Source organism: Flavobacterium supellecticarium, assembly GCF_004801375.1.
Lineage (GTDB): Bacteria > Bacteroidota > Bacteroidia > Flavobacteriales > Flavobacteriaceae > Flavobacterium > Flavobacterium supellecticarium.
The window spans coordinates 98,089-116,043 of the sequence record NZ_SSNZ01000005.1 but is presented as its reverse complement, the minus strand read 5'-3'; the positions used below and the strand labels follow the sequence as shown (position 1 = coordinate 116,043).

Genomic DNA, 17,955 nt, shown 5'->3' with positions numbered 1-17,955 from the left:
TTTTGCAGTCATTCGTTCCATCGCGATTAAAAAATCCCTTTGTGTTGTAACGCCTGTCGGATATGTGCCAAATGATGTTGGGAATGCCAATGGTATAGCCCGATGGCTTCTTTTAACGAATATAACCGTTGGTGTTGCGGATGAAAATACAACAGATTCATATCCTGCTCCGATAAATGATCAAGCAGATAACTCCAGCGACTGTGTATTCCTTTGATCATAAGTAAGGAGGCCGAAATATCGTTGTCTTTACCATCGGGCGTAGCGGCCCAAAGTTGCTCTTCATATGGTCGGATAGCCGGAACATTTTCGGTAAGTGTTAGTTTAAAACGGGTAAAACTGTTCATATGACTATCGGCCAGATGATGTACCACCTGTTTCACCGACCAGCCATCCGGTCGGTATATCCAGTTTAATTCCGTTTGGGAAAGGCCTTTTACCAGCTTTTCCAGATCCTGTGGCAATTCCCGTATCGTGGTTTTCCATTCCAGGATATGATCCTTGTCGATTTCCGTAGGAACGATAAACTTTCCAATCGGATATTTTAATTGCTCGAGTTCCATTGTGCGTTTATGATTTTAATTTTTTGATTTGATACAAATCTTTTCTTCGGTCTTTCATAGTGCGGACACTACCGTGTTCGTGTAATTCTTTTAATAAATCTACATCCACATCTACAATTAGCGTCATTTCGGTATTTGGTGTTGCTTCGGCCTTGATTCCGTTGGTAGGAAACGCAAAATCCGAAGGGGTAAAAACGGCCGCCTGTGCAAACTGTATATCCATATTGTTCACTTTGGGAAGATTCCCGACACAACCGGCGATGGCGACATAACATTCGTTTTCGATAGCCCGCGCCTGCGCACAATTGCGAACCCGGGTATATCCGTTTTGCGTATCCGTTAGAAAGGGAACAAATAGGATGTCCATTCCTTCGTCGGCCAGTAAGCGGGACAATTCCGGGAATTCCACATCGTAACAAATCATAATACCGATTTTTCCACAATCGGTATCAAACGTTTTGATTTGCGAACCGCCTTTCATACCCCAATAAAACACCTCGTTTGGTGTAATATGAATTTTGGAATACATTTCGGATGTTCCGTCTCTTTTACACAGAAAACCGACATTGTACAAATTCCCGTTTTCCAGCAACGGCATACTACCGGTGATGATATTGATATTATAGGAAATCGCGAATTCCTGAAATTTTTTCCGGATCGAATCGGTATAGCGCGCTAATTCCCGAATCGCATCGGCTTCTGAAAGATGATTGTAATCGGCCATTAGGGGCGCGATAAACAACTCAGGAAACATAGCAAAATCGCTGGCATATCCGGAAACGGCATCAATAAAAAACTCGGCCTGTTCAAACAGCGCTTCCAGATTGTTGAGCGGTCGCATCTGCCATTGAATCAACCCTAGTCGGATGACACTTTTTCGTGTGTTGATCAATTGCTGATGTTTTTCATAATAAATATTGTTCCATTCCAAAAGCACGGCATATTCCTGCGAGCTAACATCGCCTTCGAGGTAATTTTTCATCACCTTGATCACGTGGAAATCATTACTCAGTTGAAACGACAATACCGGATCGTGGATTTCCTTGGCGCGTACTTTTTCGATATATTGTTTTGGTGTCATCTCTTTGGCATGTTCGGCATAACGCGGAATTCTTCCGGCAAAGATGATCGATTGTAAATTCAGTTTTTCGCAGATTTCTTTCCGGGCATCATACAAACGTCTGCCTAAACGGAGTCCGCGATAATCCGGATGAATAAAAACATCGATACCGTATAACACATCGCCAAAAGGATCGTGTGTGGAAAAGGTATAATTTCCGGTGATTTTTTCATAAGTATGTGTCGCACTGGCTTTCCGGTTATCTACAATTAATGAAAGTGCCGAACCAACCACTCTGCCGTCGACCAGTATTACAAGTTGGCCTTCAGGGAAAATTTCCAGTAAGCGTTCGATTTGCTCTTCTTGCCAATAGGCTTCTTTTAGTTCGCTATAGGCTTCCACCATGGAATTTTTCAGTTCTTTATAATCTTCGATCTGTAAATTTCGTAACTCAACTTTATTGATAGCTTGTTGCATAGGGGCGTATTTTTTAGAAAGTTACAAAAAATACCATCTTTTTACAAGCGATTGCAAAGCAGGACAGTTAGATATTTTCACAAAAAAGAGATATTTAATGTGCTGTGCTATAATTTTAACACAGTGCTAACATTGCGAATAATGCGGGTTTAGCGATTATTTTAAAGTATTGTAAAAACATTTAACAGTATTAAGTCTTTAAGATTATATTATTCTTATAAATTTGGTTAAAAACAAATCAAATACTACTATATGAAACTAAAACTACTTATTACAACAACTCTAATTAGTTTCTGTGGCGTCCAAGCTCAGAATTTTAACCAGAGTCAATGGCTTTGGAGTGCTGTAACCGAAAACAGCGGCTTGCAGGAAAACCAACCACAAGGTTTTGTTGACCGATACGGCAATTATATTATGCTTGGAAATTTCAGAACCGATACGGCAACAATACAGGGGACTACGATACAAAACACCAGCGATCCGTCGGCCACAACCAAAGGAGATGCTTATATTGCCAAATTTGATACGAACGGTATACTTTTAAATGTAAAGCATTTTAGCGGAAGCAAGTACGAACAATTTACTGCTGTCGCCTATGATGGTAATGATCATTATTATGCTATAGGGAGTTTTGGAGGTACTATGCAAATCGGTACGACCACTTTGGTCAATACAAATACCTATGGAGAACGTAGCTTTATCGTGAAATTTACATTAGATGGCAATCCGGTTTGGATTAAGGAATTCCCGGAGTATATGGGAGGTGGTTACCTGCAATATAAAAACAACTACCTGTATCTGGCGGCCAATTATTCGTCGGATCAATTTTCTTTTGAAGGATTAACCTTACCGATGGTGAATTATGCACCAGCAATTCAAGGTATGGATAAAAACCTGGTAGCCAAATTCGATGCCGGTACCGGCAATCTGGTTTGGGCTTCGTCTTCGCGTTATACCGGTACGACCAGTTCGAATATGTCCGACCGAATCGGAGCACAGATGAAAGCTATGGTTGTCGACAATAACGGGAATGTTTATGTAGCGGGCGATTTTCTGTCGCGTTCGGTAACCTTTGGAAATATTACGTTAAACCGCAGTTCGGCTTCGAACGCAGGATTATTTTATGTGCGCTATGATAATACCGGAGCGGTGGTCTGGGCAAAAACAGCTACCGTTGGGTCAAGTTCCGACACCAAGGCGTTTAATCTGGCGGTAGATTCAGCAAACAACGTATATTTGGTAGGGATGGCCTATAATTCGACAATAAATTTTGATGGAACCATTTTACAGTTTCCAGGAAATTACGGCGGTTATATGGTAAAACACGGTACTGCCGGAAACCTGATATGGGCTAGAAAAGCGGGAATATCAACCGATCAGGCACCGGGAACCAATGCGAGTTCCTCGTCGAAGTTTTCGAGATTGTATATCGATGCACAGGATAATATTTATGTAGGCGGAAATTTTTACCGATATGTCAATCTTTCCCCGGATTTTACCTATACGATTGATAATAATTTTTTCAACTTCATAGCTAAATATAATACACAAGGAAATATTCAGGCCTGTGAGATTTATCCCGCTCCTGCAAATGGATCCTCAAATTTGAAAGTACTGGATTCCGATCCGGATAATTTTACGATTATTTCGACGGCTTCTGTAGACATACAATTAAATAATCTGGCGATAGAAACCAACAACAAGCAATCGATTTATATTGCCAAAACCGGAGAATCGGCTTTAGGGCTTGCCGAGTTTGGAACAGCCCATTTTGCAGTATATCCCAATCCGGCCAGCGAACGATTGTTTATTAAAAACAAGGAACAATTATCCGATCAGGCACAAATCGCGGTATATGACTTAAACGGAAGACAGATTTTTAAGGTAACAGGAGCTACTATTGGCGAAAAAGGAATTGAGGTATCCAAACTGGCCGCCGGGATTTATGTGTTGGGAATTGAAGATGCAGCACAACAACTAAAAGAATATCAGAAATTTGTAAAAAACAAATAACCCTATACTCCCTTTTCCCCGAATTAAAAGTTAACCTATTAAAATTATGAGCCATGAACACATTGAGAAACCGAGTGCAATTGATCGGAAACGTAGGAAGTGATCCGGAAATTAAGACATTGGAAGAAGGTAGAAAACTGGCAAAATTGTCGGTTGCTACGAACGAAGTGTATTACAATGAAAAAGGTGAAAAAGTTACTGACACGCAATGGCATGTTGTAAAAGCCTGGGGGAAGCTAGCCGACATTGTTGAGAAATTTGTAGAAAAGGGAAAAGAGGTTGTTTTAGAAGGCAAGCTGGTTCACCGAACCTGGGAAGACAAAGAGGGACATAAACGATATTCGACAGAGATTGTCGTAAACGAGATTTTATTGCTTTAAACGAATTAGCTATAAATATAGGAAGCTACCCGGTAGGTATTGGTATGGGCCTGGATAATCGTTCGGATATCCGGCGAATAGCCGCCGCCCATACTACATTGAACCGGTATTCCCGCGCTATGGCAATGTGAAAATACGATTTCATCCCGCTTTTTACAGGCTTCCAGCGAACAGGCGAGTTTTCCGAGTTTATCGGAAGACAATATGTCGACACCGCTAAGGTAAAAGATAAAATCAGGGCGTTCTGAGACAATGAGTTGTGGCAACGTCTGATTTAATAGCGATAAATACGCATCGTCGGCCGTATGGTCTGGCAGTGCGATGTCCAGATCGGAACGTTCTTTTTTAAAAGGATAGTTGGACTGACCGTGCATCGAAAAGGTAAAAACGGAACGATTGTGTTCGAAAATCGCTGCGGTTCCGTTTCCCTGATGTACGTCAAGATCTACAATCAGAATTTTTTTAGCCAACTTTTGGTCCAGTAAATACTGTGCCGCTATAGCCTGATCATTTAACAGACAAAAAGCTTCGCCATGATCGGCATAGGCATGGTGTGTTCCGCCTGCGATATTAAAGGCAATTCCGGTTTGTAATGCTTTTTTGGCACCGGTTATGGAACCTTGTACAATTCGTAATTCCCGTTCGACCAATTCGGCCGATAATGGAAACCCTATTTTGCGAACCGCTCTCGGATCCAGTGTTAATCGGATCAAATCGGTTACATATTCTTTTTGATGTACAGCCAATATTGGTTGCATATCCGGCATATCCGGTTCAAAAAAAGCATTGTCGGAAACAATACCTTCATGTACCAGTTGTTGTGGTAGTAATTCGTATTTGATCATCGGAAAGCGATGGCCTTCCGGTAGCGGATGTTTGTAAATCGGATGGAAGGCAATCGGGAACATACCGTTTATTACGGATTTAATTCGTCGATCAATTCCAATAAGTTGCGTTCCGCATCATAACGGGCACTATAGGCGAAAGGCTGTTGGTTAAAAGCCTTTTCGTAAATATGCAGATCCGTTTCCGGTGTCAGGATATTTTTCAGATTATCTTTATGAATCCATTCCAATATTCCTTCGTTACATTCAGGTGCCGGTTGGTATGGAATTTCGGCCAAATAGACAAAAGTAAGCCAGTTGTATTCCACGGGCGAAACCTCGAAAAGCGTTCCCATATAAGTAAAATGTTCCGGACGAATACCGGTTTCTTCAAATGTTTCGCGTATTGCGGCATCCAAAGGTGTTTCGTTAGGATCGAGCTTGCCGCCAACAGGTACGTAATAGCCTTTAAAGGGTTCTTTAAAGCGTTTTAGTAAAAGCAACTCATCGTTACATTTTAAGATGATAAAAGCGGCAATTTTTCTCATTTCTGATCCAGTTGTTTTTGTAATTCTTCAAAAAACAGGCCTACATGATAACCGTCGGCCAATCCATGATGTACGTGTACGGAAACCGGCATTTCTCTTTTGGCTCCGATAAGCGTCATTTTACCAAAGGAAATTTTCGGACAACTATCGGGGAATGTAAAACTTCTCGCATGTGACAACGAGGTAAAATTCACCCAAGGAATAGAAGAAAAATGAATCAGGTTGTCCATTTCAAAACTTCGGGTAAAAAGTCCCGGCGTTTGTCGTACCCTTTCGATTTCGTTTTGAGCCATGGCTTTAAAATTTTGAATATTGTGGTCAAACTCGATCAGCGAAAAACCAAAAGAATGATCTTCCCGCAAGATCGTCGAAGAAGCATCGATACGATCGTAAATAACCACTTCATTATCCTGAATCCGGTAGCGAAAAGCTTCGACAGCATTTACCGCGACCAGCGTTTTGTACAGGTAATAAATAAAAAACGGCACACCGGCTTCCTTGGCGTTATCGTAGGCTTTGGTACAGTCAACCGTTGCGATAAGGCCGAAAAAAGGCTCTTCAAAATTTTTAAAAAATTCGAAGTGTTCTTTTCTGCTCCAGGTGGTCAGGTCTAATTTTTGTTTCACGATACTAAAAGTGGTAGGATATCGGTTAATTTTTCAATGGTTCTAAAGTTGGGATGTTCCACTTTATGATCGATACGTTCGTGCGCCCAGGTGGTGTGGAACGGCACGTGTACGGCATGACCACCAATTTCCAATACCGGTAATACATCCGATTTTAATGAATTTCCAATCATAAAAAACTCCTCCGGTTTTAGATCCAAACGGCTTACCAGTTTTTGGTAATCCAAAGGCTGTTTATCGGACATTACTTCAATATGGTGAAAATAAGCCCCGAGTCCGGAATCGTGTAATTTGCGATGTTGGTCTTTTAGATCGCCTTTAGTAGCGACGACCAAGCGGTATTTTCCTTTTAAAGTTTCCAGTGTTTCTTCAACGCCATCGAGTAATTCGATTGGTTTTTCCAGCAACTCTTTTCCCAGCTCGATAATACGGCCAATGATGGCGACATCGATGGTATTATTTGAAATTTTTAAGGCCGCTTCAATCATCGAAAGAATATAGCCTTTGATACCGTAACCATAGGCCGGTAAATTTTGTATTTCAATTTTGAATAACTCCTGTGATAATCCCTGGTGTGACAGATAATCTTCCATCAATCCGCAGAATTTTTTTTCGGTTTCTTCAAAATAAGGCTCATTTACCCAAAGGGTATCATCTGCATCAAAGGCTATAACTTTTAGTGCCATTTTATTTTTGTATTTGTAATCTTAATTAATAGTCGCTCCGTTTTTAACGCCATCGGCATCCGGGTTTACAAAAACCAGTTTACCTTCGGCATTTTCCGTCATCAGAATCATTCCTTCGCTTTCCACACCGCGTAAAGCTCTTGGCGCCAGATTGGCTAAAACGGTTACTTTTTTGCCGATAATAGCTTCCGGTGTAAAATGCTCGGCAATTCCCGAAACGATGGTACGAACATCAAGTCCGGTGTCGACTTTAAGCACCAGTAATTTATTTGCTTTTGGCATTTTTTCGGCAGAAACAATGGTTCCTACGCGTAAATCCAATTTGGCAAAATCATCAAAAGTAGCCACTTCTTTTTGTGGTGTTACCACTTGATTTTCGGCTTTATTGGCCACTTTTGTAGCCTCTAGTCGGTCGATTTGTTTTTGAATTTCTTCATCCTCAATTTTAGCGAATAGCAGTTCCGCTTGTCCGATCTGATGACCTGCCGGTATTAAATCGGAATTTTGAGCGATATCATTCCATCCGAAAGCATTGTCAATTTTTAAAATTGATTTTAATTTCTGAGCGGTAAACGGAAGGAACGGTTCGGCTAAAACGCTCAATGCTGCAGCAATCTGTAAGGCTACATACATTTGCGTTTTTACTCTTTCCGGATTTTCTTTTACAATTTTCCACGGTTCTTCATCGGCCAGGTATTTGTTCCCTAAACGCGCTACATTCATCAATTCACCTAAAGCTTCGCGGAAACGGTAACGCTCGATTGAACTCGAAATAACTGCCGGATAGGCTTTTAATTCGGTTAAAGCCGCTTCGTCCGCTTCGGTCAGTTCGTTAGGCTGCGGAATGATACCGTCGTAATATTTGTTGCTTAATACCACTACACGGTTGATAAAGTTTCCGAAAATAGCAACCAGTTCATTATTATTACGTGCCTGAAAATCTTTCCAGGTAAAATCATTGTCTTTGGTTTCCGGAGCATTGGAGGTTAAAGCATAACGCAATACGTCCTGTTTTTCCGGGAAATCGATAAGGTATTCGTGTAACCATACCGCCCAGTTTTTGGATGTCGACAGTTTGTTACCTTCCAGATTCAGGAACTCATTGGCCGGAACATTGTCCGGTAGAATATAACTTCCTTCGGCTTTTAACATCGCCGGGAAAATCACACAGTGGAAAACGATATTGTCTTTTCCGATAAAATGTACCAGTTTGGTATCCTGGTCTTTCCAGTACGGTTCCCAGTCTTTTCCTTCTCTTTCGGCCCATTCTTTTGTAGACGAAATATAACCGATAGGCGCGTCAAACCATACATATAGTACTTTTCCTTCGGCACCTTCAACCGGAACCGGAATTCCCCAGTCCAGATCACGCGTAACGGCACGCGGTTTTAAACCGTCGTCCAGCCATGATTTTACCTGTCCGAAAACATTCGGTTTCCAGTCGTTTTTATGACCTTCCAGAATCCACTCTCTTAAAAAAGTGTCGTATTGATCTAATGGCAGGAACCAGTGTTTGGTTGATTTTAAGATCGGTTTTGTCCCGGTTATGGTCGATTTTGGATTGATTAAATCGGTTGCATTTAACGACGTACCACATTTTTCACATTGATCGCCGTATGCCTCTTCATTACCACATTTTGGACAAGTTCCGGTCACAAAACGATCGGCCAGGAATTGTTGGGCTTTTTCGTCGTATAATTGTTCGGTAACCTCTTCGATGAATTTACCGTTGTCGTATAATTTTCTGAAAAAATCAGAAGCGGTATCGTGGTGTATTTTGGCTGAAGTTCTGGAATAATTGTCAAAAGAGATTCCGAAATCAGCAAAAGATTGTTTAATAATCCCGTTATATTTATCGATAACTTCCTGAGGTGTAATGCCTTCTTTTTTCGCTTTCATCGAAATGGCAACACCATGTTCGTCACTCCCACAAATAAAAGCTACATCTTTACCTTGCTGACGTAAAAAACGCGCATAGATATCAGCCGGTACATATACTCCGGCTAAATGGCCAATATGAATCGGACCGTTCGTATACGGTAAAGCAGCTGTAATGGTATATCTTTTAGGATTTTGTATCATAAAAAAAAGATTAGATTTTGAATGTATTTTCAAGATGAAATGCAAAAATAGGCTATTAGCCACGAATTTGAATGTTTTTTTCATTCAAATTGTGCAAAAAAGCGTTGACAAATCCTTTAACGGATGTTTATCGGATTGTTTTAAAAATGCTAAATTTGTTAGAAACGATTTCAAATGAAAACAAACCGCCTCCATCCGAAAGCCGTATTTTTGAGATCATTCTTGATTTTAGTGTTAATTTTTACAACGACCGATTTATATTCACAACGAAAAATGAAAATTCCATCCTATTTAAAGAAAGGTGATACCGTAGCCATTGTTTGTACCGCAAGAAAATTTTTTCCAGAAGATGCACAACCCGCCATTGAACTCTTAAAATCGTGGGGATTGGAAGTCAAATTAGGACGTACGATAGGATTGGATAGTTGCCAGTTGGGTGGTACGGATCGCGAGCGTATCGATGATTTTCAGCAAATGCTGGACGATGATAACATCAAAGCAATATGGTGTGCACGTGGAGGTTATGGAACGGTTCGCATTATAGACGGTTTGGATTTTACAAAGTTTAAAAAACATCCAAAATGGATCATTGGATTTAGTGATGTTACCGTTTTGCATAGTCATGTTCATACTATGAAAGTGGCAACCCTGCATAGTATCATGCCGTTTACGGTGCCACGAACGGAAGAAATTTCAAAAGAAACGCTACGAAAAGCACTATTTGGAGAGAAAATCCGATATGAGGTTTCGGCAAAAGGATATGAAATTAAGGGAAAAGCAACGGGGCAATTAGTAGGAGGTAACCTGTCTATATTATACAGTTTGTTAGGATCCAAATCCTCAATTGATACAAAAGATAAGATATTATTTATAGAAGATCTGGACGAATATTTATATCATATAGATCGAATGCTGTATAATTTAAAAAGAAATGGTTATTTTGACGGACTAAAAGGACTTGTAGTAGGAGGAATGACAGATATGCATGATAACGAAATTCCTTTTGGGCAAAATGAGGTAGGTATTATCACTTCCATCGCAAAAGAATATAATATTCCGGTATGTTTTTACTTTCCGGCCGGACATGTTAAAGATAATCGGGCACTAATTTTGGGTGCTACGGTTAATTTTGAAATAACCGACGATAAAGTTGTGTTAGAATTCCAATAAAATAAAAAATGGCACGTCATAATGAACTTGGAAAAGAAGGAGAATCGCGTGCAGTAGCATTTTTGATACAGAACGGATACGAAATTCTAGAACGAAACTGGATATTTTGTAAAGCCGAGATTGACATAATTGCAAAAAAAGGTACAACTTTAGTAGTTGTAGAAGTTAAAACTCGTTCTAAATTAGAGTATGGATTACCACAAGAATTTGTGAAATCGAAGAAAATTCAGCTTTTAGTGAAAGCTGTTAACGAATATGTAATCCTAAGGGACATCGAATGTGACGTCCGTTTTGATATAATTGCTATTCACAAACAGGGAGCTGTTTTTGATATTAAGCATTATCCTGATGCATTTTATTATTTCTAATTTATTTTTGTTAAAGTTTTAACAGATTGTTTTTTTTGTAATTTTACGAGATTTTTAAAACCCACTATAATTATGAAAACTATTTCCTCTGTAGTTGAACATTACATTAAAACGAAACCCTTTTTGCTCAATGGCCTCTCCCAGGGTATTATTAATCTGACCTCCTTAGCAAGAGTAATGATGCCGGAATTAGAGCAGGAATTAGGGAAAAACATTAAACAAGGAGCAGTCGTAATGGCTCTGAAACGATTATCGGAAGAACTTGGTTTCCGGATGAACCACAAACTGGATAAAGTTCTGAAGAATCTGGGAGAGATTACTGTACGTTCCTCATTGACGGATTATAATTTCGCAATTACTCCCAAAGTATTGAGTTGTCAATCGGATTTAATCGCAGAAATTAATAACTATACAGATATATTCTATACTTCTTCGCGAGGGGTAAATGAAACCAATATCATTGTAAGTGATTCCCTAAACCACTTAGTAGAGAAATACTTTGCAGAAGAAAAATGGGCTCATAAAACCGAAAACCTAGCTTCGATTACGGTAAAGCTACCTAAAGACAACCTTTCAGTACCGGGATTGTTTTACTACGTATTTCAACGTTTGGCATGGGAAGGTGTGAATATTTGCGAAGTGGTTTCCACAAATTACGAATTCACCATTATTGTTAGTGATGATCAAGTAGATATCGCTTTCAAAGCTATTAAAGACCTTAAAAGTTTGTAGTTAAAAGGTTAAAATTGTGTAGTTAAGCCGGGAATGTGACTCAGAACCTAAATATTTTTTATATTTGGACTGACTAAAATACTAACTAACCCCGCAAAATGAAAAAATTTACACTTTTTTTAGCCCTTTTAACCGGGCTGACTGTGTTTTCGCAAAACAGGGTCGCCCAAAGGGTCGCCGAGTTACGCTCACAGAACACAGACTTTAAAAAATTTTCAGTATTAGAAGCGTCGACTAAAACTCCAGGTAAAGAAATTGCCAGAGTTGTAAACGACGCTTCTTTTGCTATTATAAAAGAAGCTGCTGTCAATGAAATCGTGTCCAAAAAACCCAACGCGATCGAATTGAATCTACCGTATCATAACGAAACGGTAACACTACAACTTTATCGGGTAGACATATTAGCCGAAGGTTTTCACCTGGATACCGATAAAGGAAAAAACATCATTTACGAACCGGGAGTTTATTACCGTGGTATTGTAAAAGGTGATTCAAACTCCTTGGTGTCTTTTAACTTTTTTAAAGGCGAACTGAATGGAATCGCATCTAGTTCAAAGTTAAGCAATTTAACAGTGGGTAAATTGGACAAAAAAGGAAACAAAACGGACTATATTATCTATGAAGATCAAAAAATGAACGTGACCCACGATTTTGAATGTGCTACGGATGATAGAGTTGAAGAGTTTAAAAGCGCTCCAACAACTCCATCAGCAAGTCCGGCCAGTAATAAATGTGTAACGGTTTATTTTGAAATCGATTATAACCTGTATCAATCAAACGGAAGTAATACAACCACCACTTCCAACTGGATGACTTCGGTTTTTAATAATGTACAGACCTTATATAATAACGATGGAATTACGACAGCATTAAAATCGGTATACATCTGGACAACAGAAGATCCGTATGAAGGAGTAGGTAACAGTTCTGGTGATTATCTGGCAAAATTTAATGCAGTACGACCTGTTTTCGATGGTGATGTAGGACAATTGGTAGGGATCGATCCGGGTGGATTAGGTGGAGTAGCAGTAACAATCGGAGGACTGTGTACCGCTAATAATTATTGTTATTCGGATGTGAATTTTAGTTATAGTACCGTTCCAACGTATTCCTGGACTGTTCAGGTAGTGACACACGAATTAGGGCACTTGCTAGGTTCAAGACATACCCACGCTTGTGTGTGGAATGGGAATAATACCGCTATTGATAACTGTGCTCCGGCTGCTTTAGGGTCGACATCGGAAGGATACAACTGTATGACCAGTCCGCCAACAATTCCTTCTTCTTCTGTAAAAGGGACAATCATGAGTTATTGCCATTTGGTGAGTGGTGTAGGAATCAGTTTTAATAATGGATTCGGACCACAACCATCAGCGGCAATTTTAAATCATGTTGATTCCAGAACTTGTTTAAGTACGGATTGTATCAATACCTGTATTAATACGGTTATGGATATCAATTCTACTATGGGAGCCGGAAATACATCGGCTGTGATTACCTGGTCGGATGCCGGAAGTGCTACTTCATGGCAAATAGTTGTGTTCCCGTACTCTGGAACAGCAGGCCAATATACTACGGTAGGAACAAATTCATATACAGCGCAAAACTTAACGCCAAATACGTATTACAGAGTGCGAATCCGTCCGGTTTGTGGTCTTGGAATGACATCATTGGCCAGAGATTTTATATTGTTGACCGGAGCCGATTATTGTAACGGCATTCAATTGACCGATACCGGAGGAACATTTGGACAATATGGTAACAATCAGGTGTTTGTTAGAACGCTTATTCCAAATCTGGCAAACAATAAAGTAAAACTAACCTTTACTGCTTTCAGACTGGAAGATGGTTATGATTTCTTATATATCTACAACGGATCAAGTACAGAAGCGCCATTAGTAGGCGGCGCTGGTTTAACCGGATTAACGTTACCGGCACCAATCGAATCGACTGCTGCAGACGGTGCTTTAACCATGAAATTCGTTTCTGACGGAGGTGTAACCGAAGCAGGATGGGTGGCAACAACCTCTTGTACGCCTTCTTTAGGATTGGAAGATGCTGTGTATATGGATTATTCCTATTACCCGAACCCGGTTAACGGTTTTGTAAATATTGCATCAAAAGACGCAATAACAGAAATTCAGGTATTTAATGTTCAGGGACAATTGTTGTATAACAGTCAGTTGAACGACCTGACAACAAAAGTAGACATGACGGCCTATGCGACCGGAACCTATCTTTTCAAAATGAAAATCAACAACCAGACCGTTAATTTTAAAGTTGTTAAATTATAATTAAAAATAACGAAATCGGATGATTAAAGCCGTTTACCACTTAGGGTAAGCGGCTTTTTTAGTTTCAATTCCTTATCTTTGTTTTGAAAACAAAAAACTAACTATGTACGAAATTATTCAAAAAGGCCATTCCGGATTGGCTTACTTAGCTTTATTGGCTTTATTCATCGCTGTAATCAACGCTTTTTTAGGAATGAGTTCCAAAAGAGATTTTGAACCAAAAGACAGAAGCATTTCACTTTTTGGATTGATCTTTTCTCATATTCAGTTGCTTTTCGGTTTTATCCTATATTTTGTTTCACCACTGGGTTCGGCATCATTCGGACAAATGAGTAACAGTGCGCTTCGATTAACTTCTTTGGAGCATCCGCTAATCAATATCATTGCCATTGCATTGATCACAATTGGTTGGTCGAAACATAAAAAAGCAGCTACCGGAACGGATAAATTCAAAAAAATAGCCATTTTCTATGCGATAGGTTTGGTTTTAATACTAAGCAGAATACCATGGAGTTTATGGTTTAAATAAAATGAAGGCCCGTAAGGGCCTTTTTCAACTTGGCATATTTCTTGCCTTTCACCATCTAAAAAACGAATAGAATGAAAAAAGTAATAGTTTACATCGTATTTGTTACACTCGCTGTTTTGTTAATCAGTGCAACAACCGGAAGGGTTTTTGCTTTTCAGACAGATCCTAAAGTGAAAGCGAACGATACGATAAAAAAAGATTCTATCACGATTCAGGGAGGTCTTAAGCTTAAGAATTATAAAAAAAATGTACATGCATCGTATTATGCCGACCGATTTAATGGAAGAAGAACCGCAAGCGGCAGGAAATTTGACAATTCAAAATATACCGCTGCGCATAGAAATCTACCTTTCGGAACCAAAATAAAAGTAACGAATGTAGCGAATAAAAAAGCCGTTATCGTAGAAGTAACCGATCGCGGACCATTCTCACGAGGACGGGAAATTGACCTTTCTAAAAAAGCGTTTATGGAAATTACACACGGAAAAGGCCGTGGATTCGTAAACGTAAATATTGAAGTGATTCAGGATTAAACTATTCGAGTTTACTTCCTTTTGCTGCCCACCATCCCATAGTTTCCACTTCCAGTCGTCCGGATTTTACCGCCGGATCCAATTTTGCAAGACTGTCGGCTTCGCGTAATGTAGGTGTGTTAAAAACCAGAATGCCCGAAATGGTTTCGTGTTTGTCCATAGGACCGGCAAGGCTGATTTTTCCGTTTTGATGCAACCAGGAAAGATGTTCCATATGCTTTTTCTGAATTTCCTCAGCGTCCTCTTTTGATTGAGTTCTGTTAGGACCTTTTTTTAGTAAGACCAGAAAATATTTTTGCATCACATAAGTGATACCATTGTCCTGATAACTAAAAGTCTCCGGGGCAAGTCCGGTTGGAATGGATGGTGTTTGGACTGTTTTCTTAGGACTGCTACAGGATAAAACCGCAAGCAGAAAAACTAAAGTATACCGCGGCGTTTTCATTTTACCAGAGTTTATAAGGGTTGTTGCTTAAAAAAGCATTGTAATACCGTTTGTCGCCGGTAACCTCGGATCCGAGCCAGTCCGGCTTTTCAAAGAGCTCGTTTTCCGATTGCAATTCCACTTCGGCAATAATCAGTCCTTCATTGGCTCCGGAAAAAACATCCACCTCAAAAGTGTGGTTTCCTTTTTGGATCTCATAACGAACTTTGTCGATAACACCTTTTTCGCAGAGCGGCAGGAGCGTTTCGGCATCGGAAACCGGAATTTCCGTTTCCCATTCCAGGCGTGTCGTTCCGGAAGCATTGCCGATTCCTTTAACGGTTAGAAAACCTTTTTCGCCTTTAATACGAACGCGAACGGTTCGTTCCGGATCCGAATTAAGATAACCTTGAACAATCCTGTTTTGATGGTGTGATTCGGTAATAAAAGCCTCGGATTTGACTAAAAACTTTCGCTCGATTTCCTGCATTTTCTGGAGAAATTAATATAAATTAGGAGCAAGTTAAGAAAATTATAGCTCCCGGATCGTAATTTTGCAACAGAATAATTTACCAAAAACAAGCGCATGAATTTAAGACATAAGCTACAATCAAAGACAACGATAGAAAACCTGTTTGACAAACATTTTGAAAACCAGCGGTATGTCTCTGAAGATAGCTTACATTTTTTAGTGGATCTGGTACATTTGTTCCGCCCGAAAAAACCACAAAAACAAGCGACGGTTTCCATCGAAAAATTGCTTTATTTTCTCGAAGAACACCCGGATAAACGCGAATTACTGATTGGCTATCTGGCACAGTTGTTTAAAGAACGAAAATTCAGTCGGATGTTATCGGACGCTGCGATTTTGCAGGATGCCGATTTTGTCTTTGAAGTCAAAAAAAGATTATTGGCTAAAGTGCTACCGTATCAACCGCAAAAAGACACCCTTCAATATATCCTGAATCAGGTTTTTTATCTGAATTCAGATGGTATTTGGATCAAAAAAGTTCCAATGGAAGAATTATTGCGATTATTTGATCTGCTTTCGTTTCGGGATATCTATGTTTCGGTTAAAGAAAAATCACCATTATCCGAATTGCTCAATGTGATGAACCTGATTCCGCAGCGTATGAGCGGAAGAGCGATGGAAAATGACGTGATCAAAATGGTGCCGGAATACAGTCAGTTTGAAAGTCCGTTTACAGCTTTTGAAAAAGAGTTGCAGGAAATTATCGAAAAAATACGTACCGGAGAACAACATGCCATTACTTCCGATGATTTGTTGTATAAGCAACTGCTAATCCTGCACAAACAATGCGAAGAGTATGTCGACAAAGCTTTTGCCAACAGTTCCAAATACGGGATTTCGATTAAGGTAAACCAAAGTTTGTTACGCATTCGACAGCAATTGTACCGTATGAAAATCCTGATTCCGTTATTGGTAGTCAATAAAGAAGAAGACAAAAAACACAACACGATTCAGTTGGCCTTACAGCTTATTAAGTTTAACTGTTATAAAAACAACGTTGGTCAGCTGATCAATGAAAGTACGCAATTGCTTTCGTATGAGATCACACAACATACGGCCAAAACGGGAGAGCATTATATAACCGAAAGTCCGAAAGAGTATTTCGGGATGCTTAAAGCTGCTTTGGGAGGTGGTTTTATCGTAGGGATATTGTGTATCATCAAATTGTTGTTTTCCAAAATAGAAACCAGTGCTTTCGGGCATGCATTTCTGTATAGTTTAAACTATTCGCTTGGTTTTATTGCCATTTACCTTTGTGGCTTTACATTGGCGACCAAACAACCGGCAATGACCGCTGCGACCATCATTCAGGCATTGGAGAAAGGGATGAAAAAACAAGGAAAAACGGAAAATAAGCACAGTTCGTTTGCCAAATTATTTGCCCGTTTGTTCCGATCTCAGTTTATCGCATTTGTTGGAAATGTTGTTATGGCTTTTCCGGTTTCCTTATTGGGAATTTGGGCGATCGATCAGGTTTTCGATTACAATATTGCTGAAACAAAATGGCCCAAACTGTTAGGCGATTTGAATCCGATTTTTTCACCTGCCATTTTTCACGCTTCCATAGCCGGTGTATTCCTTTTTTTGTCGGGGATTATTTCCGGAAGTATTTCCAACCGAAACAAACACAATCAGGTGTATTACCGTATTCAAGAGCATCCGTTTTTGAAAATGAGTTTCGGTGTCGAAAAAACAAAAAAAATAGCCAACTGGTTTGAACACAATTGGGCCGGTATCGTTTCGAACGGCTGGTTTGGAGTTTTCCTGGGAAGTACGGCGTCGATAGGGATCTTTTTGGGGTTAAATCTGGACATTCGACACATTACATTTGCGAGTGGAAATTTTGCCTTAGGATTATACGGGATGAATTTTAAAGCCGATTTATGGATGATTGGCTGGAGTATTTTAGGAATCGGACTTATTGGGTTTATGAACTTTATTATCAGTTTTGGTTTGTCGATCGGATTAGCGTTCCGTTCCCGAAATATACCGCTTTCGGAATTCCGGCTTTTAAACAAGGCCATCTGGATTCATTTTAGAAAGCGACCGCTATCGTTTTTTATCCCGGTAAAAGACAAACGGGAGGAAGAATCCGTATCCTGATTCTGTCTGTT

Annotated in this window: 18 protein-coding genes; 9 read left to right on the top strand and 9 right to left on the bottom strand. The window is 39.8% G+C overall.

The window, feature by feature from the left end:
* Window positions 1-26: 26 nt before the first annotated feature.
* Both E6C50_RS12125 and E6C50_RS12120 read right to left on the bottom strand, forming a co-directional pair.
* Complete coding sequence (locus tag E6C50_RS12125) at window positions 27-563, bottom strand: YfiT family bacillithiol transferase (protein WP_136403496.1); 537 nt, start codon at window positions 561-563, stop codon at window positions 27-29.
* A gap of 7 nt (window positions 564-570) precedes the next feature.
* A complete protein-coding gene (locus E6C50_RS12120) occupies window positions 571-2,100 on the bottom strand; it encodes a bifunctional GNAT family N-acetyltransferase/carbon-nitrogen hydrolase family protein (protein WP_136403495.1) in 1,530 nt (509 codons plus the stop codon).
* Between the two features lie 252 nt (window positions 2,101-2,352).
* Here E6C50_RS12120 and E6C50_RS12115 point away from each other — a divergent pair, with 252 nt between their 5' ends.
* Both E6C50_RS12115 and E6C50_RS12110 read left to right on the top strand, forming a co-directional pair.
* Entirely contained in the window at window positions 2,353-4,113 is a 1,761-nt protein-coding gene (locus E6C50_RS12115) for a T9SS type A sorting domain-containing protein (protein ID WP_136403494.1), read from the top strand.
* 53 nt (window positions 4,114-4,166) lie between these two features.
* Window positions 4,167-4,493, top strand: coding sequence for a single-stranded DNA-binding protein (locus E6C50_RS12110; protein ID WP_136403493.1), 327 nt, complete (start codon window positions 4,167-4,169; stop codon window positions 4,491-4,493).
* Between the two features lie 5 nt (window positions 4,494-4,498).
* On the opposite strand, the gene E6C50_RS12105 is transcribed toward E6C50_RS12110, so the two are convergent.
* Genes E6C50_RS12105 through metG form a run of 5 tightly spaced genes read right to left on the bottom strand, consistent with a single transcriptional unit; the run spans window position 4,499 to window position 9,259 of the window.
* Window positions 4,499-5,401, bottom strand: coding sequence for a histone deacetylase family protein (locus E6C50_RS12105; protein ID WP_136403492.1), 903 nt, complete (start codon window positions 5,399-5,401; stop codon window positions 4,499-4,501).
* A gap of 8 nt (window positions 5,402-5,409) precedes the next feature.
* Window positions 5,410-5,865: an NUDIX hydrolase gene (locus tag E6C50_RS12100; protein ID WP_136403491.1), complete on the bottom strand. Its 456-nt coding sequence runs from the start codon at window positions 5,863-5,865 to the stop codon at window positions 5,410-5,412.
* Window positions 5,862-6,491, bottom strand: a complete 630-nt coding sequence (locus tag E6C50_RS12095; RefSeq protein WP_136403490.1) for a chloramphenicol acetyltransferase — start codon at window positions 6,489-6,491, stop codon at window positions 5,862-5,864. The genes E6C50_RS12100 and E6C50_RS12095 overlap by 4 nt, the downstream gene beginning before the upstream one ends.
* Entirely contained in the window at window positions 6,488-7,177 is a 690-nt protein-coding gene (locus tag E6C50_RS12090) for an HAD family hydrolase (RefSeq protein WP_136403489.1), read from the bottom strand. The genes E6C50_RS12095 and E6C50_RS12090 overlap by 4 nt, the downstream gene beginning before the upstream one ends.
* Window positions 7,178-7,198: 21 nt before the next feature.
* A complete protein-coding gene (gene metG / locus E6C50_RS12085; protein WP_136403488.1) occupies window positions 7,199-9,259 on the bottom strand; it encodes a methionine--tRNA ligase in 2,061 nt (686 codons plus the stop codon).
* 273 nt (window positions 9,260-9,532) lie between these two features.
* Here metG and E6C50_RS12080 point away from each other — a divergent pair, with 273 nt between their 5' ends.
* From E6C50_RS12080 to E6C50_RS12055, 6 genes are all read left to right on the top strand, one after another.
* Window positions 9,533-10,429 carry a S66 peptidase family protein gene (locus E6C50_RS12080; RefSeq protein ID WP_136403487.1) on the top strand — a complete coding sequence of 299 codons (897 nt, stop codon included), beginning with the start codon at window positions 9,533-9,535 and terminating at the stop codon, window positions 10,427-10,429.
* Between the two features lie 8 nt (window positions 10,430-10,437).
* Window positions 10,438-10,797 carry a YraN family protein gene (locus E6C50_RS12075; RefSeq protein WP_136403486.1) on the top strand — a complete coding sequence of 120 codons (360 nt, stop codon included), beginning with the start codon at window positions 10,438-10,440 and terminating at the stop codon, window positions 10,795-10,797.
* Window positions 10,798-10,869: 72 nt separating this feature from the next.
* A complete protein-coding gene (locus E6C50_RS12070) occupies window positions 10,870-11,529 on the top strand; it encodes an aspartate kinase (protein ID WP_136403485.1) in 660 nt (219 codons plus the stop codon).
* Between the two features lie 98 nt (window positions 11,530-11,627).
* On the top strand, window positions 11,628-13,823 hold the full coding sequence (locus E6C50_RS12065; protein ID WP_136403484.1) for a M12 family metallo-peptidase: 2,196 nt from the start codon (window positions 11,628-11,630) through the stop codon (window positions 13,821-13,823).
* Window positions 13,824-13,926: 103 nt separating this feature from the next.
* A complete protein-coding gene (locus E6C50_RS12060) occupies window positions 13,927-14,352 on the top strand; it encodes a hypothetical protein (RefSeq protein WP_136403483.1) in 426 nt (141 codons plus the stop codon).
* A 71-nt stretch (window positions 14,353-14,423) separates the two neighbouring features.
* On the top strand, window positions 14,424-14,885 hold the full coding sequence (locus E6C50_RS12055) for a septal ring lytic transglycosylase RlpA family protein (RefSeq protein ID WP_136403482.1): 462 nt from the start codon (window positions 14,424-14,426) through the stop codon (window positions 14,883-14,885).
* Between the two features lies 1 nt (window position 14,886).
* On the opposite strand, the gene E6C50_RS12050 is transcribed toward E6C50_RS12055, so the two are convergent.
* Both E6C50_RS12050 and E6C50_RS12045 read right to left on the bottom strand, forming a co-directional pair.
* On the bottom strand, window positions 14,887-15,330 hold the full coding sequence (locus E6C50_RS12050; protein ID WP_136403481.1) for a YciI family protein: 444 nt from the start codon (window positions 15,328-15,330) through the stop codon (window positions 14,887-14,889).
* Window position 15,331: 1 nt separating this feature from the next.
* Window positions 15,332-15,799: a CYTH domain-containing protein gene (locus E6C50_RS12045; RefSeq protein ID WP_136403480.1), complete on the bottom strand. Its 468-nt coding sequence runs from the start codon at window positions 15,797-15,799 to the stop codon at window positions 15,332-15,334.
* A 96-nt stretch (window positions 15,800-15,895) separates the two neighbouring features.
* Between E6C50_RS12045 and E6C50_RS12040 the strand changes: the two genes are divergently transcribed.
* Window positions 15,896-17,944, top strand: a complete 2,049-nt coding sequence (locus E6C50_RS12040) for a site-specific recombinase (protein ID WP_136403479.1) — start codon at window positions 15,896-15,898, stop codon at window positions 17,942-17,944.
* Window positions 17,945-17,955: the final 11 nt, after the last annotated feature.